Origin of the sequence: Akkermansia muciniphila, assembly GCF_040616545.1 — a bacterium.
Taxonomy (GTDB): domain Bacteria; phylum Verrucomicrobiota; class Verrucomicrobiia; order Verrucomicrobiales; family Akkermansiaceae; genus Akkermansia; species Akkermansia muciniphila_E.
Map to the genome: position 1 here is coordinate 1,392,031 of NZ_CP156688.1, position 22,399 is coordinate 1,414,429.

General features: G+C 58.8%; 15 protein-coding genes. 1 reads left to right on the top strand and 14 read right to left on the bottom strand.

Annotated elements, in window-relative coordinates:
* Positions 1–62: 62 nt before the first annotated feature.
* The 7 genes from ABGM91_RS05725 to lepA all read right to left on the bottom strand — a co-directional run bounded on the left by ABGM91_RS05725 (position 63) and on the right by lepA (position 9,526).
* Complete coding sequence (locus tag ABGM91_RS05725) at positions 63–998, bottom strand: DMT family transporter (protein ID WP_354834536.1); 936 nt, start codon at positions 996–998, stop codon at positions 63–65.
* Positions 995–1,339, bottom strand: a complete 345-nt coding sequence (locus tag ABGM91_RS05730; RefSeq protein ID WP_354834539.1) for a cupin domain-containing protein — start codon at positions 1,337–1,339, stop codon at positions 995–997. Before ABGM91_RS05730 ends, ABGM91_RS05725 begins: the two co-directional genes overlap by 4 nt.
* A 6-nt stretch (positions 1,340–1,345) precedes the next feature.
* A complete protein-coding gene (gene cysS / locus ABGM91_RS05735; protein ID WP_290566023.1) occupies positions 1,346–2,761 on the bottom strand; it encodes a cysteine--tRNA ligase in 1,416 nt (471 codons plus the stop codon).
* 122 nt (positions 2,762–2,883) lie between these two features.
* The gene (locus ABGM91_RS05740) at positions 2,884–4,440 is read right to left on the bottom strand and encodes a beta-N-acetylhexosaminidase (RefSeq protein ID WP_215429443.1); all 1,557 of its coding nucleotides are present in this window, start codon (positions 4,438–4,440) and stop codon (positions 2,884–2,886) included.
* A 90-nt stretch (positions 4,441–4,530) separates the two neighbouring features.
* Positions 4,531–6,276 carry a sulfatase gene (locus ABGM91_RS05745; protein WP_354834547.1) on the bottom strand — a complete coding sequence of 582 codons (1,746 nt, stop codon included), beginning with the start codon at positions 6,274–6,276 and terminating at the stop codon, positions 4,531–4,533.
* Positions 6,277–6,655: 379 nt separating this feature from the next.
* Positions 6,656–7,630, bottom strand: coding sequence for a thioredoxin family protein (locus tag ABGM91_RS05750; RefSeq protein ID WP_354834550.1), 975 nt, complete (start codon positions 7,628–7,630; stop codon positions 6,656–6,658).
* A gap of 96 nt (positions 7,631–7,726) precedes the next feature.
* Positions 7,727–9,526 carry a translation elongation factor 4 gene (lepA, locus tag ABGM91_RS05755; RefSeq protein WP_215429436.1) on the bottom strand — a complete coding sequence of 600 codons (1,800 nt, stop codon included), beginning with the start codon at positions 9,524–9,526 and terminating at the stop codon, positions 7,727–7,729.
* Between the two features lie 261 nt (positions 9,527–9,787).
* Between lepA and ABGM91_RS05760 the strand changes: the two genes are divergently transcribed.
* Positions 9,788–9,991 (top strand): hypothetical protein, encoded by a 204-nt coding sequence (locus ABGM91_RS05760; protein ID WP_215429429.1) that lies wholly within the window; start codon positions 9,788–9,790, stop codon positions 9,989–9,991.
* A 19-nt stretch (positions 9,992–10,010) separates the two neighbouring features.
* Here ABGM91_RS05760 and ABGM91_RS05765 read toward each other — a convergent pair whose 3' ends face one another.
* The 7 genes from ABGM91_RS05765 to rplA form a co-directional block, all read right to left on the bottom strand.
* Complete coding sequence (locus ABGM91_RS05765; RefSeq protein WP_354834554.1) at positions 10,011–10,646, bottom strand: GyrI-like domain-containing protein; 636 nt, start codon at positions 10,644–10,646, stop codon at positions 10,011–10,013.
* A 95-nt stretch (positions 10,647–10,741) separates the two neighbouring features.
* On the bottom strand, positions 10,742–11,449 hold the full coding sequence (locus ABGM91_RS05770; RefSeq protein ID WP_354834557.1) for a hypothetical protein: 708 nt from the start codon (positions 11,447–11,449) through the stop codon (positions 10,742–10,744).
* Positions 11,450–12,190: 741 nt separating this feature from the next.
* Positions 12,191–16,387 carry a DNA-directed RNA polymerase subunit beta' gene (gene rpoC, locus ABGM91_RS05775; protein WP_354834560.1) on the bottom strand — a complete coding sequence of 1,399 codons (4,197 nt, stop codon included), beginning with the start codon at positions 16,385–16,387 and terminating at the stop codon, positions 12,191–12,193.
* A 74-nt stretch (positions 16,388–16,461) separates the two neighbouring features.
* On the bottom strand, positions 16,462–20,400 hold the full coding sequence (gene rpoB, locus ABGM91_RS05780; protein WP_290566015.1) for a DNA-directed RNA polymerase subunit beta: 3,939 nt from the start codon (positions 20,398–20,400) through the stop codon (positions 16,462–16,464).
* A 202-nt stretch (positions 20,401–20,602) separates the two neighbouring features.
* Complete coding sequence (rplL, locus tag ABGM91_RS05785) at positions 20,603–20,974, bottom strand: 50S ribosomal protein L7/L12 (protein WP_022396951.1); 372 nt, start codon at positions 20,972–20,974, stop codon at positions 20,603–20,605.
* A 158-nt stretch (positions 20,975–21,132) separates the two neighbouring features.
* A complete protein-coding gene (rplJ, locus tag ABGM91_RS05790; protein WP_102715173.1) occupies positions 21,133–21,636 on the bottom strand; it encodes a 50S ribosomal protein L10 in 504 nt (167 codons plus the stop codon).
* Positions 21,637–21,657: 21 nt separating this feature from the next.
* Positions 21,658–22,359: a 50S ribosomal protein L1 gene (gene rplA, locus ABGM91_RS05795; protein ID WP_102715175.1), complete on the bottom strand. Its 702-nt coding sequence runs from the start codon at positions 22,357–22,359 to the stop codon at positions 21,658–21,660.
* Positions 22,360–22,399 lie beyond the last annotated feature (40 nt).

Here is a 22,399-nt window from a genome sequence, read left to right on the forward strand (position 1 = left end):
CGGGAAATGGTTCCCGTTCATTTCCCTTCATGGAAAACGGCATGAGCCGGAAGCGGACGGAATCAGCTTTTTTGCAGGATGGCCTTTTCTTCCTTGTCTCTTGCGCTTTTCCGCGTTTTTTTCCTGTACTCGGAAATCGTGACGCCGCAGAGGGTCAGCAGAATCCCCGTCAGGGAAATCCAGGTCAGGCGTTCTCCCAGAATGATGGAGGAAGCCACCACAGCCACGACCGGAACCATGTAGATGTAAACGCTGGATTTGACTGCTCCCAGGATTTCCACCACGCGGTTCCAGGACAGGAAACACAGGGCGGAGGCGAAGAGGCCCAGGTACAGCAGGTTGAGGGCGTTGACGGGCTTCACCATCAGATGCCAGTCTAGGTTTACCGGAAGGACGAACAGGGCCGGAATCATCAGCACGATACCGTAAAAGAAGATGCGCCGCGTGCAGATGATCATGTTGGACGTGTTGACGCCGATTTTCTTCATCAGGATGGAGTAAACCGCCCAGACGAAGGCCGCGCCCAGGGCCAGCACATCCCCCACCGGGTTCAGCTCCAGCACAAAGGCGCCGTTCGCCATGATGAGGAAGATGCCTGTAAAGGCGGCGGCGAAGCCCAGGAAGAAACGCCGGGAGAAGCCTTCCCCTTTCAGCAGGAAGTGGGCCAGCAGGGCGGTGAAGAAGGGCACTACGGCCACGATGATGCCCACATTGGAAGCGAAGGTGTACGTGAGGGCGATGTTTTCCAGCAGAAAGTACAAGGTAACGCCCGTAAGGCCCGCTCCGGCGAACAGGAGTTCCTTTCTCCAGCCGGAGAGCGGAAGCAACTGCGGCTTCAGGCACCAGAGGAAAGCGTATCCGATGACAAACCGTGTAAAGAGCACCGTGACGGGCGTGAAGTCCCGGAGAAGCACCTTGGTGGAGACGAAGGTGGTTCCCCAGATTAGGATGGTCATCAGGGCAGCGGCATGGCCCAGGGTACGCTGGCGGGAGCTCATCGGTTGGACGGGATTGGGGGAGTGCAGGGGGCTTCCAGCGTCAGGCCTACGATTTCCGCCGGTTCCGCGCTCCGGTTCCAGACGGCATGGAGGGCGCCGCCGGGCACGAGCAGGGATTCATGCTCACGGACCGTTTTTTCCTCTTCATCCATCAGGACGGTGACCGTTCCGCGGGTAACGATGAACAGATGGGCGTGCGCGTGGCGGTGCGGGGAGAGAGGGCCGCCTCCGCCGGGTTCCATTTGGGCGAAGGCTCCCTCCTTCAGGACTCCCTGCGCTTCTGCAAACAGGGGCCTGGCCGTGAAGCCGGTATGGTTGGGGATAGGGGAAAAAGCGTCCATGGCAGGTCAGTTGCGCGCCAGGTCGTACCCGTCCTTGCGGTCCTTGATGGTCCAGCCCAGTTCCGTCACTTCCGCCCGCAGCCGGTCGGCTTCCGCCCAGTCCCGGTTCTGTTTGGCCTGCCAGCGCTGTTCCGCCAGGGAGCGTACTTTCTCCGGTGCTTCCTCCTGTTCCTCTTCCGGCAGAAGGATGCCGAAGGCGGCCAGGATGAAGTGGAAGGCATTACGCATGCGGCGCGCTTCCTCCGGAGCCAGGGAGGGAACGTCCGCCTTTTTGATGGCGCTAAAGACGTGGCCCAGGGCCTCCGGAGTGTTCAGGTCATCGTTCAGGCTGTCCCATGCCGGCTGGAAGATGCCCGGTTCCGGGGGAGCCGCGCAGAATTCCTCATAGGATGGAACGGAGTCCGTTCCGGAGGCGCTGCGGAGCTGCGCGTCGAATTTGGACAGGCGGTTCAGAGCGGCTTTGGCGTCATCCAGAGAGGAGAGGGTGAAGTTCAGCGGCCGGCGGTAGTAGCCGCCGGCCAGCACGTACCTGACGGCTGACGGCTTGTGGCCCAGTTTGTCCAGGTCCGCCAGCGTGTACATGTTGCCCAGGGATTTGGACATCTTGCCGCCGTTCACCAGCAGGTGCGTGATGTGGAACCACAGCCGCGCAAAACCTCCGCCGCAGGCGCAACGGGACTGCGCCACCTCGTTTTCATGGTGGGGGAACACCAGGTCCACGCCGCCGGAGTGAAGATCAAAGTCATTGCCGAAGTACTTGTGGATCATGGCGGAGCATTCCAGGTGCCAGCCGGGGCGGCCTTCTCCCCATGGGGAGGGCCAGAAGTTATCCCCGTCTTCCGGACGGCGGCTTTTCCACAGGACGAAGTCCGCCACGGAATCCTTTTCATATTCGTCCGCGTTGGACCGGGCATTCGCGGTTTTGCCCAGGTCCAGTTCACGTTCATCCAGGTGGGAGAGTTTCCCGTATTCCGGGAAAGAGGAAATTTTGAAGTAGACGGAACCGTCATCCGAGACATAGGCGTGGCCCTTTTCCACCAGCGCCTGCACCATTTGAATCTGTTCCGGAATGTGGCCTACCGCGGAGGGTTCCTCGTGCGGAGGAAGGCAGTTGAGGGCCGTGCAGTCCCGGTGGAACAGGTCCGCCCAGCCGGCGGTAAATTCCGCCAAGGTGACGCCGGCCTTTTGGGAATCACGGATGGTCTTGTCATCCACATCCGTCAGGTTGCGGACGTGCATGGTAGGGGTCCCGCCCAGCTCCACGACGCGGCGGAAAATGTCCTGCATGACAAAGGTGCGGAAGTTGCCGATGTGGGCCGGTCCGTACACCGTGGGGCCGCAGCAGTAGAAACGCAGCCTTTTTCCATCCATGGGGGAAATGTCCTGTGCCGTTCTGGTGCGGGTATCGTAAAGGTGTAACATGGCGGGACGATTAGAAGGGAAGAGAGCCGTCCGGTCAAGCGGGAAAAAGAGGGCCGGGGACTGGCGGCTGCCCGCGTCCCCGGCCCTGGAAGAACCGGATGGTGCTGAGGGATCAGGAAAGGTTATTTGCCAGCGCCCTGCTGGCCCTTCTTATAGTTCGCGTTAATGCGGTCTATTTCTTCCTGGGTGATGAAGGATTCCCGGTAGGGCTTGTTTTCCACCGTGCGTTCCAGAGTGTAGCCGAAGCGCTTCTGGAAGCGCTTCTTGTGCGTTTCCATTTTCTTTTCAAAGTCCTCCAGGCTGGGGCGTTCCTTGTGGCTGCCCCAGGCGCTTTCGGAAACGGCCATGGCGCGCGGATAGGTCATGTACATCAGCAGTTCTCCGGAGGGAATCCATTCCGCCCACATGCAGAGATTGATGCCCTTGATGTGCTTGACGTCGTTCTTGTCACGCCCGTTGCGGGGATCAAAGTTGTAGCAGTCTTTCAGCAGGATGGGGCCGCCGCCGGGCCGGGCGCGCACGTCGTCCGCCGGGAATTTCATCTGGGTGCGGGCCAGGTAATACTTGTACTGGGGCGTGACGATGAGGTCGATGCCCTGTTCCTTCGTCTTGTCAATGCAGCGGGGGAATTCTCCCGGCAGCCAGGACATGACGGTTTCCCCCTTGTGGTAGTAGCTCTTGTTGATGTCGTACCACAGGATGGGCTTTTTCTTATTCTTGGCAAGCATGGCTCCCAGGCTCTTGGTGAAGTCGCTCATCTGGGCTTCCACGTCATCCCCCTGGCCCTTCTTGGCGCGGGCGGCCTGGCAGTCCGGGCATTTTTTCCAGTCGCCCATGGGGCATTCGTCTCCGCCGATGTGGACGTACCCGAAGGGGAAAATCTGCTGGAGGGTGTCATAGGTGTCCTTGAGGAATTTCTTGGTGCCCGCTTTCTGGGGGCAGATCAGCTTGGAGGAAACGCCTCCGTGCGTCCATAACTGGGCCCGCTTGGTGTTGCAGCAGAATTCGGGGTAAGAGGCCGCCAGAGCCATGTTGTGGCCCGGCATTTCCACTTCCGGGAGTACCTGGATGCCGCGGGTGCGGCAGTAGGCCACCAGGTCCTGGAGTTCCTTCTTGGTGTACATGCCTTCATTGGCCAGCAGGGAGTTGTTCTGGCCTTCCGGGGCGGAGGGCCGAACGGAGCCGATGGTGCGGAGCTTGTCATAGCCCGGCACGGGGAGGCGCCAGCCCTGGTCTTCCGTCAGGTGAAGGTGCAGGACGTTGTACTTGTAGTAGTGCATGGCGTCCACGAAGTTGTAGAGCTCCTTCATGGGGTAGTAATAGCGGCCCACGTCCACCATCATGCCGCGCCAGCCGAAGTCCGGAGCGTCCTGGATGGAGCCGCAGGGGAGGCCTTCCGGGGAGTCCGCGAGCTGGTCCTGAAGCTGGAACAGGGTTGCCATGGCCATGGCTTTTCCGTTGGGGGTGGTGTAGCGGAGCTCCACGCCGCCGGGCGTGAGCTTCATGGAATATCCTTCATTGCCCAGGCCGGAGACTTTTTGCTCGTTCAGGATTTTGAGGTTCTTGGTGGTGCCGGAAGCCGTGGTTACCTTCACGGGCTCCGGAATGATGTTGTAGGGATTGGTCCCGGCCCAGCAAAGGGAGCCGAGGAACGCTGCCGCTAATAAAAGCGCTTTCATATCATGTGGTGTGGATTGTTGTTTAGGGAGGATGATCTCTTTTTACGGCCCTCCGGCATTGCGTGCCGGAGGGCGGAATGATGGCTGTTTTCAGTTTTTGGAGGGGGCGCAGTCCCATTGCGGTTTGACGGAAAGCTTGCCCGTGGCGCCGGGGAAGCCTTCCGGCACCTGGCAGTCCTTGCGCAGTTTGCCGTACAGTTCCTTGAGTTCCTTCAAGGTTTCCGCATATTCCGCCTTGCCGGCTACGTTGTGCATCTGGGCCGGGTCCTTTTCATTGTCAAAGAGCATCCATTCGTCACTCGTCCAGAGGTAGGACAGGGTGTAGCGGTCCGTGCGCAGGCCGTCGTGGCGCGGGGCGTTGTGTTCCCCCGGATTTTCATAAAAGGCGTAATAAAGGGGGCGGTCCGTGAATTCCTTGTGTTCCCCCGTCTTAAACAGCGGGGTGAGGCTGCGGCCCTGGAAGGTATTCATGTTTTCCGGGGTGGCGGCTCCGGCCACTTCGCAGAAGGTGGGGGCGTAGTCCAGTTCCTGCACCATGGCGGCGGAGCGCACGCCGGGCTTGATGTGGCCGGGCCATTTCATGATAAGGGGCATGCGGAAGGATTCCTCAAAAATCCAGCGTTTGTCATACAGGCCGTGTTCCCCCATGTAAAAGCCCTGGTCCCCGCAGTAGAGAACCAGCGTATTCTTGTCCAGGCCGTTCTGCTTCAGGTAATCCATGATCTGGCCGATGCTTTCATCCACGGAGAGCACGGTGCCCAGGTAGTCTTCCATGTAGTGGCGCCAGCGGCGCAGCAGGATATCCCGCTGCGTCTTGATTTTTCCGCTCTGGATGTCCTTCACGAGATGAATGGTGCGCGCCTTGTGGTAGTTGTACCAGGCTTCCTTCTGCTGCGGGTCCATGCGCACCCATTCCGGCATCTCCCAGTCATACTTGGTATGCAGGGTTTTGGATTCCGGGCAGGAAAGCATTTTCTGGATGTCTTCCGGCACCACGTCCTTGATCAGGTGTTCGTCAGACCAGACGTTGAAATGGTTGAGCAGCGTCTGTTCCGTCATTTTCAGGAATTCCGGGCGGTCCGCAAAGTCATCTTCCAGGTTGGCGGGCGGGTCAATGGCGTCTGCGTACTGCTTGGCGCGGCCCAGGTTCTGGATGGAGGGGCACCAGCAGCGGTGGGGGGCCTTGTGGCCCACGACGAGCATGAAGGGCTTGTCCTTGTCCCGCTGTTCCAGCCATTTGAGGCTTTTCTGCGTGACCAGCTCCGTGGCGTAGCCGGGTTCCGTCTTCACCACGCGTTTGCCGTCTTTGCCGGGGGTGATGAAATCCGGATTGAAGTAATTGCCCTGGCCGGGAAAGATTTCCCAGTAGTCGAACCCGGTGGGATTGGACTCATATTTGGACGTGTCTCCCTTGGCGTCCGGCGGAATGGCTTCCAGGTGCCACTTGCCTACGATGGCTGTCTGGTAGCCGGCCTTCTGGAGCATCTTGGGGAAGGTTGGCTGGGAACCGTCAAAAGGAGCCGCATGTTCATTGAAAAGGTAGCCGTTCATGTGGGAATGGCGCCCCGTGTAGATGCAGGCGCGGGAGGGGCCGCAGAGGGAGTTGGCGCAGTAGCTCCGGTCAAAGACCATGCCTTCATCCGCCAGTTTGCGGAAGTTCGGATACGGCATGGGGGAATCCTTGTCACAGGTGCCCAGGGTCTGGTAGGAGTGGTCATCAGTAACAATAACCAGGATATTGGGGCGCTGGCCCGGCGCCTGCTTCTGCGGCTGGTCCGCGGAAGCTGGCAGGGAACAGGCCGCAAGCATCAATGCGGTGACGGCATGGCGGTTCATCGTAGGGATTATGAATTAAACAGGTGAATGGTTGAACAGGAGCGGTGATTTGTCCGGAAGGAAATTGTCTCCGGAGAGGAAAAAGACCACAGTCCCGAAAGAAAAAACTGACAGAAGAGAGTTTTAGGAAAAATAAAACATCAGTTTTATATTTCAATACAAAAATAGGAGTAATGCCGGGAAGCGGGAAAAAGAGCCCTCTTCCGCCGGAGCGGCAGGAGGGGAGGAGGCCCGGGCCCGAATGAAAGGCATGACGGCAGATTCCGGCAGCGGGGATGCCTCCCTGCACGCCGGATGGCGTGGCGGAGGATAACGCTGAAATGCCGGAATTCCTCAGGTTGCGGCATTCCTGTACGGATGGGAAAAAGGGCCGGGCGCCTCAGGGAGCGTGGCGCCCGTTCCTTCTGCTGTTTTCATGGGCCTTCTTCTGTTCCAGAAGCCATTTCCTGTCCTGAGGGCTGATTTTTTGCAGGGACGTCCTGCTCTGGTGGCCATCCAGTTCCTGGAGCCAGAGGGCTTGGTCTTTCTCCGAGTAGCGTGAAAGCTTGGCGAAGACAGTGTTCCCGTTAAGTCCCGTCCAGACTCGGTATCCCTTGGGTATGAGAGTCTTCTTGAATTCCTCATATTGCTGCCCGGCCAGTTTGACGCTGTTTTTGATCTGGTCAAAGTAAAGGGCGTTCTGGCCCGTATAATAACCGCGTATGGTGTCCACCTTGGTTCCATCAGGAGACATGACCAGCAGCACGGGCGTACCCCTTACGCCAAACAGGGAAGGGGCCTTTTGCACATATTCCAGCATTTTTCTGCGCTTTTTGAAAATGGGTTCGCTTTCAAACTTTTCCGCCTGGTCATAACAGACCCGGACGACGTTGTTTTTTGCCCAGTCCTCAAATTCCTTCGTATGGAGAAGTTCCGCCGCCAGCTTCCGGCTGGGGGGGCTGCCTGCGGAATGGTGGAACCAGATCAGGATGGGTTTTCCGGTGCTTTGGGCTTCCCGGAGGGCAGAGGGGTAGCTCTGGATCCAGCGTTCGTTCTCCTTGCGCTGGGCGAAGGCTTCATCCAGTCCGGGGATGGGGGCTTCCGGGTCATGCGCGTCCGTATAGTAGACGGCGCCGCTGTCCGTCCTGGTCATCTCCTCCTGCGTGGAGGCGGTGAGCTGGTGGGCCTGCTGCTGGCCCGGCGTGGTGCCCAGCAATCCGGTCGGAACGTTGGCGATGGAGTTGGCCATATTGTCCTGCATGTATTCCGAAAGGCTTTTTTTCACCTTCGGTTTCCCTGATTCCGGAGAGGTCCCCACGCAGGAGCACAGGGCGGCGGAGACAAACAGAAGCATGGATAGCCTGGGGAGACTCATGCCTGATCTGATAGCATAACCGGGAGCGGTTCGCAACCGGGAATTTGCAGTCTCCGGCCCTTCTTCCCGGGGAAGGGAGAGCGTGGGATGCGGGAATCAGTCCCCCGTTTTCAGCACCTTGATAAAAGCTTCCTGCGGGATGTTGATTTTCCCGATGGCCTTCATGCGCTTCTTGCCTTCCTTCTGCTTTTCCAAAAGCTTGCGCTTGCGCGTGACGTCACCGCCGTAGCATTTGGCCGTCACGTCCTTGCGCATGGGGGAGATGCTTTCACGGGCAATGATCTTGCCGCCAATGCAGGCCTGGATGGCTACGGTGAAAAGCTGGCGGGGAATGACGTTTTTCAGTCGTTCCGCCAGTTCGCGGCCACGGGAGGCTGCCTTGTCCTGGTGGACGATCATGGAGAAGGCGTCCACCGGTTCCCCGGCAATGAGCATATCCATCTTGATAAGCTTGGCCGCCTGGTAGCCGGCGTACTCATAGTCCATGGAGCCGTAGCCGCGGGTCATGGATTTGAGCTTGTCGTTGAAATCCACCAGAATTTCCGCCAGAGGCACGGTACAGGTAAGCATCACGCGCGTATCGTCAATCGTTTCCGTATTGGTCACGCTGCCGCGCTTTTCCAGGACCAGCTGCATGATGTCTCCGATGTATTCCCCGGGGAGCATGACGAACACCTTGACAATGGGTTCCCGGATTTCCTGAATTTCCTGCTGCTCCGGAAGCAGGCTGGGGTTGTCCACATTGATTTCCTCCCCGTTGGTCTTGGTGACCTCGTAAATCACGGAGGGGTACGTGGAAATGATGTCCATGTTGAATTCCCGGCGCAGGCGCTCCTGGATGATTTCCATGTGGAGCAGGCCCAGGAAGCCGCAGCGGAACCCGAAGCCCAGGGCCACGGAGGATTCCGCCTGGAAGGAGAAGGCGGCGTCGTTGATCTGGAGCTTGGCCATGGCGGCCTTCAGGGCTTCAAAGTCCGAGGAGTCCACCGGATAAATGCCGGAAAAGACCATGGGGCGGATTTCCTTGAAGCCGGGCAGGGGAGAGGGGCACGGGCGCATGTAGTCCGTGTAGGTATCACCGATCTTGACGTCCGCCGCGGATTTCATGTTGGCGATGATGTAGCCCACGTCGCCGGCTTCCAGGGAGTCCGTCCGGGTCATCTTGGGGGTGAAAATGCCCACTTCCTTAACTTCATACACTTCATCCGTGGCGAAGAGCTTCACCTTCATGCCGCGCTGAACGCTGCCGGAAATGACGCGCACATAAGAGACCACGCCGCGGTAGGCGTCATAAACGGAGTCAAATACCAGGGCGCGCAGGAGGCCGTCTTCCTGCGTCTTGGGGGGAGGGATGCGCTGGACGACGGCTTCCAGAATGTCGTCAATGCCAATGCCCATCTTGGCGGAAGCGTGGATGGCCTCCTCATGGGGGATGCAGACGATGTCCTCCAACTGGCGGTATACGTTGGGCAGGTTGGCGCTGGGAAGGTCAATCTTGTTGATGACGGGGATGATGGCCAGGTTCAGGTCCATCGCCAGGTGCATGTTGGCGAGCGTCTGGGCCTCCACGCCCTGGGCCGCGTCTACGATGAGGAGGGCGCCTTCACACGCGGCCAGGGAACGGGACACTTCATAGGAGAAGTCCACGTGGCCGGGCGTATCCAGCAGGTTGAGCTTGTAGGTTTTTCCATCCTTGGCCTTGTAAAAGATGGTAACGGGGTGGGACTTGATGGTGATGCCCTTTTCCCGTTCCAGATCCATGGCGTCCAGAAGCTGATCCTGCTTTTCCCGTTCGGAAATGGTATTCGTCTTTTCCAGCAACCGGTCGGAAAGGGTGGTCTTTCCGTGGTCAATGTGAGCGATGATGGAGAAATTGCGAGTCAGTTCAATGGACATGGTGGTCTCTACCCTTCTAAAACGTGAGTGCCCTGTGCGCGGGGAGGGTAACACAGCCCGTGCGGCGGTCAAGACCGGAGCATGACTGCCCGCCGTTCCTTGCCGGCAGGCCGCGCCGCTCCCGTTTTCTCCGTTCCGGAAAAACCGTCATTCATGACAGGGGCGGAACCGGTAGATTGAACGTGGAGGGGAAGGGGAGGCTCTTAACTGGTGCAGGCACGCGAGTCCTTCTCCGTGCAGCCACTTTTACTTTGTCAGCATATGAAATCCTTTTTAGCAGCCATTTTAAGTTTATTCGTTCCCGGCCTCGGCCAGTTGTACAAGGGCCACTTCGTCCAGGCCATCATCTGGTTCCTGGTGGTGGGCGCAGCCTACGGCCTCCTGTACTGGTTCGTCTTCGCTCTCGTTCCCATTGTCCTGCATATCATCTGCATTCTGCAGGCGTACTTCATGGATAACGAATAAGGCCTCCCGGAACGGAAGCTTAACGATTCCTTACCGGAACGCGGAGAACAGTCTTCAGGCGTTCCGGCGGAGTTTTCCGGGGATCGGACAGGTAAATCTCATGGTGGGTGCGCGCGCCCTCCGTGTCCGGAAGGAGCGCCTCCTGTTCCATGAAAGCGTGCATGCGCGCCAGCGTGGCCGGTTCGTCGTCATAGGGGCCTGTGTGCAGGCACTGCACGCAGAGGCCTTCCCGCAGGGAGCCCAGGCGGGTGGCTTCCGTATTCAGGTGAGTTTTTTTTCTGGCGACCTGCTCCTGTGCATAAGACAGGGTCTCCTGCGTGACGAAGCCGGGCTGGCGGATCATGGATAACCACCGGAAATCCTTTTTGGCTGCAGGCGTGGCGGCTTCGCCGTTCCACCACAGGCTTTCCAGCGGCGGGACGACGTATTCATGGTAATCCGGAATGGGGAAAGTCTTTTTTTTGCCTCCCATGCGCACGGCATAGGACAAGGCGTACAGCAGTTCCACGGCGTGCTGGTAAGCTCCTGCCGGGTCATTGGGGTCTCCCTCTCCCTCCACCATGAAAAAGTTCATTTCCGGGATGTCCGCCAGCACGGGGTGTGAAGGAGGGAGATAGAAGCGCTTTTCTTCTTTTTTAAAATCCAGAGGGGACATGGGCACAGCTTATCAGGAAAGGGGAAGCGTGCACGAATAAAAAGGCTGTTCCTCCCGTGGAAGAAACAGCCTTTTTAGGAAGCACGGAGAATGCGTCAGGCCCTGCGGCGGCGCATCAACAGCGCGGCCAGCCCCAGCAATCCCAGGGATGCCGCAGCCGGTTCCGGGACGACGGCCAGCGTGCCTTCCAGGGAAATGTCACTGATTGTGGCGTTGTTGCCGTTCGAACCCCCGGCACTGCCCAGAACAGCGTAAATCTTTCCATTGCCGTTCGTCTTCAAAGCGGACATCTGTTCATCCGTCAGGTCATAAGAAACATTCCATACGGAAGCATTGTTGCCTCTGGTTCCCTGGCAAAGATTCACGATGTCGCCATCTGCGGTTTCATACCACAGGGAATACGTGAAGGTGGGGCCGGTGCCGGGAGGCGTAAGGCTGAAGCTGAAGGTCAGGCTGTCATAGGCCTGCATGTTGTCAATGGTCATTTTCAGGCCGGCGCACACGCCCTGGGTGCCGTTCATATTGGGAAGGGTGATTGTCTGGTTGTCTACGTTCACGGAGGCCTTGCCCCACTGCATGTCTCCGTTGCCCGTGGTAGAATACCATCCGTCAGTTACGGAACTGCTGCCCAGCCAGTTTTTGACATCGGCCGATGTAATTCCATTGCCGGGAAGACGGCCGGCAGTACTGAGACCTTTCCCGGTAATACCGCTGATTTCAGGCATCAGCTGGATAGTGGCCGCGGAGGCCGAAGCTACCAGCGCCGCCACGCCAAGAAAAATGGTGCAGAGTGTTTTCTTCATATCTTTTTGGAGTGAGAATCGGTACTTACATTTGCGGATTAGCAATCCGGAGTCAAGTTCCAATTCTAAGAACAAGGAATTTGTGTTAAACGGCGTTGCATATATCAAAGGCGTTTTCCTGTGATCGTGAACTTTCCGTAACCGCCAGACCATCCCAGGGAGCTTCGCAGGCTTCTGCAATAGTCGGTCGTGAAATTGAACGAAAGCTTACTTTATTACCTGAAAGACAGTATGCCCTGACGGGCGTCTGTATTTCAGATGCGGCAGGGGTCTGCGGAGTTCCTCTAGAAGGATGGAAATCCATACTCCGTTTTTCATTCATAACGGATTGCTAATCCGGTGAAGACTCTATTTTTGGTTAGATAGGAATGCAAGGCATTCTATGTAAAAATCTTGCATCTTTATCTATTTTCAAGCAACCGCGTTTTTTCTAAAAAAGGAGAGCTTTTATCAGATGTAGCGGTAAGTTCCGCGTGGGCCCCATCGGTTATATGGAAAAAGGGCCTGGACCCCGTGTCCCCCGCCAGGCAGGACGATCGTGCGGTGCCGCAGTTCCGTCCCTTTCCGGGGCTGGGAATGGAGGGAAATGGAATGTTCATTCATACGGAGGTTTTGTTCCGGAGGAAGATGAAAGAAAGGCGCCCGGCCTGGAAACCCGGTGCGGCTGCTTTTCCCCGGGCATAAAAAATGCGGGGCCTTCTGAATGAAGGCCCCGCAGGTTGAGGTGTTGCCGGGAACGGCTTAGCGCTCGTTGTCGAAGTTGATGGTATCGTTCAATACGTCTTCGGCAAACTCGGCCGCTTCCTCATCTTCCCCGGCCAGAGCGATTTCTTCCGCGCCTTCCGCGGGCTCCACTTCAATCTTGCTGTACAGGGGGAACCCGGTACCGGCAGGGATGAGGTGGCCCATGATGACGTTTTCCTTGAAGCCTTCCAGCATGTCAGTCTTGCCGAGGGTGGAGGCTTCCGTCAGCACGCGCGTGGTATCCTGGAAGGATGCGGCGGAGATGAAGGATTCCGTTTCCAGAGAGGCCTTCGTGATGCCGAGCAGAACGGGCTTGGCGGCGGCAGGCTGGCCGCCCTGGGCTACGGTCTGTTCGTTAATGCGGTCAAAGGTGGTTTTGTCCACCTGGTCGCCCCACAGGAATTCGGTGTTGCCGGGTTCCGTGATGACTACCTTGCGGAGCATCTGGCGCACGATGATTTCCACGTGCTTGTCATTGATTTCCACCCCCTGGAGGCGGTAGACTTCCTGCACCTCGTTGACGAGGTGTTCCTGCAGGCTGTCCTTGCCGCAGACGTCCAGGATTTCTTCCGGAGAAACGGGGCCTTCCGTAAGCTGGTCGCCCAGATGCACATGGTCGTCTTCGTGAACGATGACGTGCTTGTTCATCGGCACCAGGTGGTCCACCAGTTCACCCGTGGGGGTTTCAATGGTGATGACCTTCTTGCCGCGGGAGGTGTTCTTGCTGCTGAGGCGCACAATGCCTTCCACGCGTGCAATGGTGCAGGCGTCCTTGGGCTTGCGGGCTTCAAACAGTTCCGCCACTCGGGGCAGACCGCCGGTGATGTCCTTCGTCTTGGCCACCTTGCGGGGCGTCTTGGCCACCATCGTGCCGGCGGAGATGTTTTCTCCGTCTTCCACGGTGAGGTTGGCGCCTGCGGGAATGGCGTGGTGGGCCAGGACTTCACGGGTCTTGGCGTCACGGATGACGACCTGCGGGTGAAGTTCCTGCTTGTGTTCCATCACGACGAGGGAGGAGGTGCCGGTTTCACGGTCCGTTTCCTTGGAGACGGTGATGCCGACGATCATGTCCTTGAATTCGACCACACCGCCCTTTTCAGCGATGACGGGTACGTTGTACGGGTCCCAGGTGGCCAGAGTCTCATCCTTCTTGATGGCGCCGCCGTTGGGAACGTACAGGATGGTACCGATGACGGGCTGGTAGGATTCCAGTTCGCGGCCCTGTTCGTTTTCAATGCGGACGGAGCAGTTCTTGTTCAGGACGACGAAGTTGCCGTCTGCGTTTTCCACCGTGCGGAGGTCTTCCGTGTAGATGACGCGGCCGTCGTTCTTCGCTTTCACGATGGGCTGCTTGAACGCCGTGGTGGCGGTGCCGCCCACGTGGAACGTACGCATGGTAAGCTGCGTGCCGGGTTCACCAATGGACTGGGCGGCGATGATGCCGACCGCTTCCCCGATCTTCACTTCCTGGCCGGTGGCCAGGTTCAGGCCGTAGCACTTGGCGCAGCAGCCCTTCTTGAGTTCGCAGGTAAGCACGGAACGGATCTTCAGCTGTTCAATGCCGATCTTTTCCAGTTGCTCCGCCTGCTTTTCATTGATGAGGTCGTTGATGTCCACGATGATTTCACCGTTGACGGGGTCAACAATGCGTTCGCAGGAGGTACGGCCATAGATGCGGGAGGCCAGGGACGCCACTTCTTCATCACCGTCATATATGGCATGAACGGTGATGCCGTTGCTGGTGCCGCAGTCTTCCGCATGGACGATGACGTCCTGGGCCACGTCCACCAGCTTGCGGGTCATGTAGCCGGAGTCAGCCGTCTTCAGGGCGGTGTCTGCCAGACCCTTGCGGGCGCCGTGGGTGGAGATGAAGTATTCCAGCACGGACAGGCCTTCACGGAAGTTGGCCGTAATGGGCTGTTCAATAATTTCACCGCTGGGCTTGGCCATCAGGCCGCGCATGCCGGAGAGCTGCTTGATCTGCGCCTTGTTGCCTCGGGCGCCGGAGTCCACCATCATGAAGAGCGGGCTGGCCATCTTGGAGCCTTCGTTGTGTTCCAGCTTGCGGTACAGGGCCGCCTGGATCACGTCCGTGGTCTGGGTCCAGATGTCCACCACCTTCTGGTAGCGTTCACCGTCCGTGATGATGCCGTTCTTGTACTGGCGGGTCACCTTGTCCAGTTCCGCATAAGCCTTCTCGATTTCCGTCTTTTTCTGGGACGGAACGACCATGTCCACAATGCCGATGGAGCAGCCGGAACGGGTAGCTTCCTTGAAGCCCAGGTTTTTCAGGGAGTCCAGGGTCTTCACGGTACGTTCCTTGCCCACGGTCTGGTAGCAGCGCCAGATGATGTCACCCATCTGCTTCTTGCCCACGTTGCGGTTGATGTAACCGAGTTCCCGGGGCCAGATTTCATTGAAGCGGACGCGTCCGGCGGTGGTGACAAGGACTTTCTTGGTCACGTCCCCGTATACGACGTCGGAAGGCTTTTTGCCGTAGTCCGGGTTGTGCAGGCGGATCCAGTCATGGTAGCCGATCTTGCGGGCGGCAATGGCGTATTCCACTTCATCGATGGATTCGAAGAGGGGGAGGTGATGATGGTTGTCTTGGTTGTTCTGCACTTCCGCTGCACGGGTGTGCGTCAGGAAGTACGCGCCCAGAATAATATCCTGCGTAGGCGTGGCTATGGGTTTGCCGGAGGCCGGGGAGAAGATGTTGTTGGGCGCCAGCATGAGCTGACGGGCTTCCATCTGGGCTTCTACGGACAGCGGCACGTGCACGGCCATCTGGTCACCGTCGAAGTCAGCGTTATACGCGTTACAGACGAGCGGGTGCAGACGGATGGCGGAGCCTTCAATCAGGACCGGTTCAAAGGCCTGGATGGAGAGGCGGTGCAGGGTGGGGGCACGGTTGAGCATCACCGGATGGCCCTTGGTGACTTCTTCCAGGATGTCCCACACTTCCGGCGTCTTGCGGTCAATGAGCTTTTTGGCGGAACGCACGGTGTGCACGTAGCCCAGCTCCTTCAGGCGGTGGATGATGAAGGGTTCAAACAGGATAAGGGCCATCTTCTTGGGAAGGCCGCACTGGTTGAGCTTCAGTTCCGGGCCGATCACGATGACGGAACGGCCGGAGTAGTCCACGCGCTTGCCGAGCAGGTTCTGGCGGAAACGGCCTCCCTTGCCCTTCAGCATGTCGGAGAGGGATTTGAGGGGGCGGTTGCCGGCGCCCGTGACGGCGCGGCCATGGCGGCCGTTATCGAACAGGGCGTCCACGGCTTCCTGAAGCATGCGCTTTTCATTGCGGATGATGACTTCCGGAGTCTTGAGGCTCAGGAGGGTCTTCAAGCGGTTGTTGCGGTTGATGACGCGGCGGTACAGGTCATTCAGGTCAGACGTGGCGAAGCGGCCGCCTTCCAGCGGAACCAGCGGGCGCAGGTCCGGGGGAATCACGGGCAGCACGTTCAGGATCATCCATTCCGGGCGTGTGTTGGACTGAAGGAAGCCCTGGGCCAGCTTCAGGCGCTTGGCGATCTTGCGCTTGTTCTGCTTGGAGTTGGTGTTGTCCAGCTGTTCCTGCAGGTCCGTGACGAGGGAGGCCAGGTCAATGGAGGAAAGCATCTTCTGGATGGCTTCCGCGCCCATGCCGGCTTCAAAGCTGTCATAGCCGTATTCGTCTTCCGCATTGCGGAATTCTTCTTCCGTCAGGATGGCTCCCTTTTCCAGGGGAGTGCTGCCGGGGTCTACCACGATGTAGTCTTCATAGTAGATCACGCGTTCCAGATGGCGGGCGGTCATGTCAAGCATGAGGCCGATGCGGCTGGGCATGCACTTGTAAAACCAGATGTGGGAGACCGGAACGGCCAGTTCAATGTGGCCCATGCGTTCACGGCGGACGCGCGCGTTGGTTACTTCCACGCCGCAGCGGTCACAGGTGATGCCCTTGTGCTTGATGCGCTTGTACTTGCCGCAGGCGCACTCCATGTCACGGGTGGGCCCGAAGATGCGTTCGCAGAACAAGCCGCCTTTTTCCGGCTTGAACGTGCGGTAGTTGATGGTTTCCGGGTTGACGACTTCACCGAAGGACCAGCTGCGGATGGTATCCGGGTCCGCCACGGTGATGGCAACCTGGTCAAAGGTCCGGGGTTTGTCGCTCAGACCGTGCATTTCCCTGATGGTGGGGGTATCAGACATATAATAAAAGTTTTGAAGAATGTTTGATGCCCACTCCCGCGTCTTGCGGCACGGGAGTGGAATACGGTGGATGTTTAGAATTTAAGGTCGGAGAAGTCGACGTCCGCCAGGCCGGCCATGTCGTCGCTGTCAAAGCCTTCCGTCATGCCGTCCACGGGGGTGAGGTCCGTATCGCCAAGCTGCAGGGAGGGTTGGTCATCCTTGCTGCCGGGGCGCACGTTCAGGCCCAGGGACTGCATTTCCTTCATCAGAACGTTGAAGGATTCCGGAGTTCCGGCTTCCAGGGTGTTGTCCCCCTTCACGATGGATTCGTAAATGCGGGTGCGGCCCTGCACGTCGTCAGACTTCACGGTGAGGAGTTCCTGGAGGGTGTAGGCGGCGCCATAGGCTTCCAGCGCCCACACTTCCATTTCCCCGAAACGCTGGCCGCCGTACTGGGCCTTGCCGCCCAGGGGCTGCTGCGTGACCAGGCTGTACGGACCCACGGCGCGGGCGTGAATCTTGTCCGCCACCAGGTGGTTCAGCTTGAGCATGTAGGTCTGGCCTACCACTACCGGGTTGTGGAAGGGTTCGCCGGTCAGGCCGTCATAGAGGGTGCTCTTGCCGCCCACGGTGCCGTCCTTGCCGTCGCCGATCCAGGTGAAGCCGTCCACTTTCTTGGCTTCGGACATGTAGTTCCAGATGGTGTCTTCACTGATGCCGTCGAACACCGGGGTGGCCACCTTGAAGCCGAGGGCCCTGGCGGCGATGCCGAGGTGGGCTTCAAGCACCTGCCCCACGTTCATTCGGGAAGGCACGCCCAGGGGGTTCAGAACGATGTCCACCGGAGTGCCGTCCGCGAGGAAGGGCATGTCCTGTTCAGGAACGATCTTGGCTACCACGCCCTTGTTGCCGTGGCGGCCGGCCATCTTGTCGCCCACGCCGAGCTTGCGCTTGGCGGCGATGTACACCTTGACTTCCTTCAGTCCGCCGGGTTCGGATTCGTCACCGGATTCCATCTGGTCCAGCCTGTGCTCACGTTCGTCATCCAGTTCCGTGAAGCGGCCTTCAAAGGAGGTGATGATTTCCAGAATCTTGTTGCGGATCGGGCTGGGTTCGATTTCGATGTGGTCATGCACCAGGGCCAGCTTGCGCAGCAGGGTCTTGGTGATCTTGCGGTTGGCCGGGATGATGATTTCACCGGTCTGTTCGTTGACCACGTCCAGCGGGATTTTTTCGCCCAGAAGAATGTCGGAAAGCTTCTTGGTCAGTTGGTCAATAAGCTGTTCCTTCTTCTTCTTGTGCTCGTCATTGATCTTCTTGAACTGCTTCTTCTTTTCCGCGCTGTCCACCACGAGGTCGCCGCGGTGGTGGCCGGAGCCCGTGGAAGAGATGCGCACATCCATCACGATGCCGGTGCAGCCGGAGGGAACGCGGAGGGAGGTGTCTTTCACTTCCGCAGCCTTTTCACCGAAGATGGCGCGCAGGAGGCGTTCTTCCGGAGCCAGTTCCGTTTCAGACTTGGGAGTGATCTTGCCCACGAGGATGTCGCCGGGCTTCACTTCCGCGCCGATGCGGATGACGCCGTCATGGTCCAGGTTTTTCAGGGCTTCGTCACCGGCGTTCGGAATGTCGCGGGTGATTTCTTCCGGGCCCAGCTTGGTGTCGCGGGCCTGCACTTCAAACTCGGAGATGTGGATGGAGGTGAAGGTGTCTTCCTTTACGGTCTTTTCGGAGATGACGATGGCGTCTTCGAAGTTGTAGCCGTTCCACGGCATATATGCCACCAGCACGTTGCGGCCGAGGGCCAGTTCGCCCTGGTCCGTGTTCGGGCCGTCGGCCAGCACGTCGCCGGTCTTGATCTTCTCGCCGCGGCGCACGATCGGACGCTGGTTGATGCAGGTTCCGGCGTTGGAACGCATGAACTTGCGCAGGGGATAGACGTAAACGCCGTTGTCGCGGTCCGTGCGCACGCTGTCCGGATCGGACAGGAACACTTCCGGACGTACGGGCAGTTCCCCGTCCTTCGTCGTGATGATGACTTCCGCCGAGGCGGCGGCTACTACGCCGTCCGCTTCCGCCAGAACGACGGAACGGGAGTCCCTGGCGCACTTGCCTTCAATGCCGGTCCCCACGTACGGGGATTCCGCCACCATGAGAGGCACGCCCTGGCGCTGCATGTTGGAACCCATGAGGGCGCGGTTGGCGTCATCGTGTTCCAGGAAGGGAATGAGGCCTGCGGCGATGGAGACGAGCTGCTTGGGAGACACGTCCATGTAGTGCACGTCAGCGGGGTCCACTTCAATGAACTCGCCCTTTTCACGGGCGGTCACGCGGGAGGTGGTGAAGTTGCCTTGTTCGTCCAGCGGGTTGTTGGCCTGGGCGATGAGGTAGCCTTCCTCCTGGTCGGCGGTGACGTATTCGATGGTGTTGGTGACCCTGCCGTTTTCCACCTTGCGGTAGGGCGTTTCAATGAATCCGAATTCATTGATGCGGGCGTAAGTGCACATGGAGTTGATCAGACCGATGTTGGGACCTTCAGGGGTTTCAATCGGGCAGATGCGGCCGTAGTGGGAGGGATGCACGTCTCGCACTTCGAAGCCAGCACGGTCGCGGTTCAGGCCGCCGGGCCCCAGGGCGGAAAGGCGGCGCTTGTGCGTCAGTTCCGCAAGGGGGTTGATCTGGTCCATGAACTGGGAGAGCTGGGAGCGGCCGAAGAAGTCGCGCACGACGGCGCTGAGGGCCTTCGGGTTGATGAGCTTGCTGGGCGTCACGCCTTCAATGTTCTGGTCAATGAGGGTCATGCGTTCCTTCACCAGGCGTTCCGTGCGGGCGAGGCCCACGCGGCACTGGTTGGCCATGAGTTCGCCGACGGCGCGCACGCGGCGGCTGCCCAGGTGGTCAATGTCGTCCACCATGCCTTCGCCCTTCTTGAGGCGCAGGAGGTACTTGAGGGCGGCCAGGAAGTCGTCCGCAGTCATCAGGCGCTGGTCCAGGCTGGTGTCCAGCCCGAGCTTCTGGTTGATCTTGTAGCGGCCCACGCGGGTGAGGTCGTACTTCTTGGGATCGTCAAAGAGCCTCTTGAGCAGGGTGCGGGCCTGGGCGGCCGTGGCGGGGTCGCCGGGACGGAGGCGCTTGTAGATTTCCTTGAGGGCGGATTCCTCGTCATGGGCGGGGTCCTTCTTCAGGGTCTTGATCAGCACGTCGTCTTCAGTCTGGTCAATGACGTCAATTTCCTTGATGCCGAACTGGAGGAGCTGGCGCACCACGCCCATGTTGAGCTGTTCAAAGGCCTTGGCGAGGACCAGGTCCTTGTCCTTGATGGTGTCCACGGCCACGAGGTTGTGCAGGTCTTCCTCCGTCATGTCTTCGCTCAGGGGAAGCGTGCGGATATCATAGAACTGGCTGACGATGTCGCGGTCCGTCTTGAAGCCCAGATAACGCATGAACGTCGTCGCAAGGAACTTGCGGCGGCGGCGGCGGCGGTCAAGGTAGACGTAGAGGAGGTCGTTGGTGTCAAACTGGACTTCCAGCCAGGAGCCGCGGTCCGGAATGATGCGGAAGGAGTGGAGGAGCTTGCCGTTCAGGTGCTGGGCGCTTTCAAAGCAGATGCCCGGGGAACGGTGGAGCTGGGACACGATCACGCGTTCGGCGCCATTGATCACAAAGGTGCCGCGGTTGGTCATCATGGGGAGTTCTCCCATGTAGACCGTTTCTTCCTTGGATTCGTTGTCGGACTTGAGCTTGAAGGTGACCTGGAGGGCGGCGCTGTAGGTTTCCCCGGCGCGGATAGCCTCGTAATCGCTCATCTTCGGCTGTTCGATGTCGTAGGAGACGAAGTCGAGCTCAATGTTTTCGTCATAGCTCTTGATAGGAAAGATTTCCTTCAGAACGCCGTGTAACCCGATGTTTTTCCTGGCCGCGGCCGGGGTGTCCTGTTGTAGAAAATCGAAGTATGATTGAAGTTGAATCTCAATAAGGTTCGGAGGTTCGATGACTTCCTTGATATTCCCGAAGTAGAGTCGCTTTGACATGGGCTGCTGTGGCGGAGATGTTATGGGTTTGCATCCTGAAAAACCCGGATGCTGGGCTGATTGGTTCCTTCCTTGGGAGACGGAACCGACTGGAAGCGTTTTGACGGGTAAAAAGCCTCTAGTCGGTCACGCGGGATGTGAAGACGAGGAAGCGCAACAGGAGAAAAACGGGTTTTCTCCTGTTGCGCGGGAAGTAAAAAGCTTACTTGACGTCAACCTTGGCGCCAGCTTCTTCGAGCTTGGCCTTGGCGGCGTTAGCTTCGTCCTTGGAGACGGCTTCCAGGATGACGGCGGGGGTGCCTTCAACCAGTTTCTTGGCGTCCACCAGGCCGAGACCGGTCTTCACTTCGCGGACGGCCTTAATCACGGCGATCTTGTTGGCGCCGGCTTCCGTCAGGACGACGTTGAATTCGGTCTTTTCTTCTTCAGCTTCGGCAGGAGCGGCGGCGGCAGCGGCGGCTACGGGAGCAGCGGCGGAAACGCCCCACTTTTCTTCCAGGAGCTTGACGAGGTCGGCAGCTTCCAGGATGGTGAGGGTACCGAGTTCTTCAGCGATTTTGTTAATATCAGCCATTGTATTGTTTTCTAGTTTGGTTTCGAGTCGCGCCAAGAGCCAACTTGGCATTTCAGTTCTCCGGCTGGAGTTCCGACAAGGAACCTGTAGGAGAGTCAGGCCCGGTTTTCACACATTTGGCTAGAGTGCAACCGGGCCGTCCGGTCAAGGGGTTAGTATTAGGCGGCGGGTTCTTCGCTGCCGCCGTTTTCTTTGTCCACATATGCCTGAATAACTCGGGCAAGAGCGGAACCGGCCGCATTGATGGTGCCAAGGAGCTTGGCCAGCAGCTGATCGCGGGGGGGCAGTTCACCGATGGCGCGGATCTGGTCCGCGGAGAGGACGTCGCCGTCCAGGATCGCCACCTTGTATTCAGCCTTCTTGGAGGCCTTGGCGAAGGTGTTGATGGCCTTGGCGGCGGCAGCCACGTCAGACGCGCCGGTCACGAAGGCGGTCTGGCCGACGAGGTGTTCACCGATGTCGGGAAGGCCGGCGTCCGTCAGGGCCGTACGCATGAAGTTGTTCTTGGCTACGTGGCATTGGGCGCCGCAGGCGGCCAGTGCGGAACGCAGGTTGGTGAACTCAGGCACGGTGATCGAGGTGTAGTCCACGACGATCAGGAACGGGGAGGCGTTGACGCGGGCGGTCAGGTCGTCAATGATGATACGCTTGTCAGGATTCATGATGTGCTAAATCGGTTCGGGTTACAGTTTGGCGATGGAAGCGGTGTCAACCGGGAGACCGGGGCACATGGCGCATGAAACGGTGACGGATTCGATGTAGGCGCCCTTGGCGGAAGCCGGGCGGGCCTTGACGACGGAATCAATCAGGGCAGCGATATTTTCAGTGATGCCTTCGTTGGAGAAGGACAGCTTGCCTACAGCGGCGGAGATGTTGGCGTTCTTGTCAACCTTGTAGTCAACGCGGCCGGCTTTCACTTCCTTCACGGCCTTGGCCGTATCATCCGTAACGGTGCCGGTTTTCGGGTTGGGCATCAGGCCGCGCGGACCCAGTACACGGGCAACCTTGCGGACCTCCGTCATGGCGTCGGGGGTGGCAATGGCCGTGTCAAAGTCAACGAAACCGTCCTGGACCTTCTTGATCAGGTCTTCAAAGCCCACGAATTCCGCTCCGGCTTCCTGGGCGGCCTTGGCGGCATCACCCTGGGCGAAGACGAGGACGCGGACATTCTTACCCGTGCCGTTGGGCAGGGAGACGCTGCCGCGGACCATCTGGTCAGATTTGCGGGGGTCCACGGTCAGGTGGAAGGAAACGGTGACAGTCGGGTCAAATTTCGGGGCCGGGAAAGACTTCATGGTTTCCACGGCTTCCGTGATGCTGTAGTTCTTGTTAGGGGTAACAAGCTTGGCTGCTTCTTGATATCGCTTGCTGCGTTTGGTAGACATGTGTGTATTTGGCAGTGCGTTCGGATTGGTTAATCCTCCT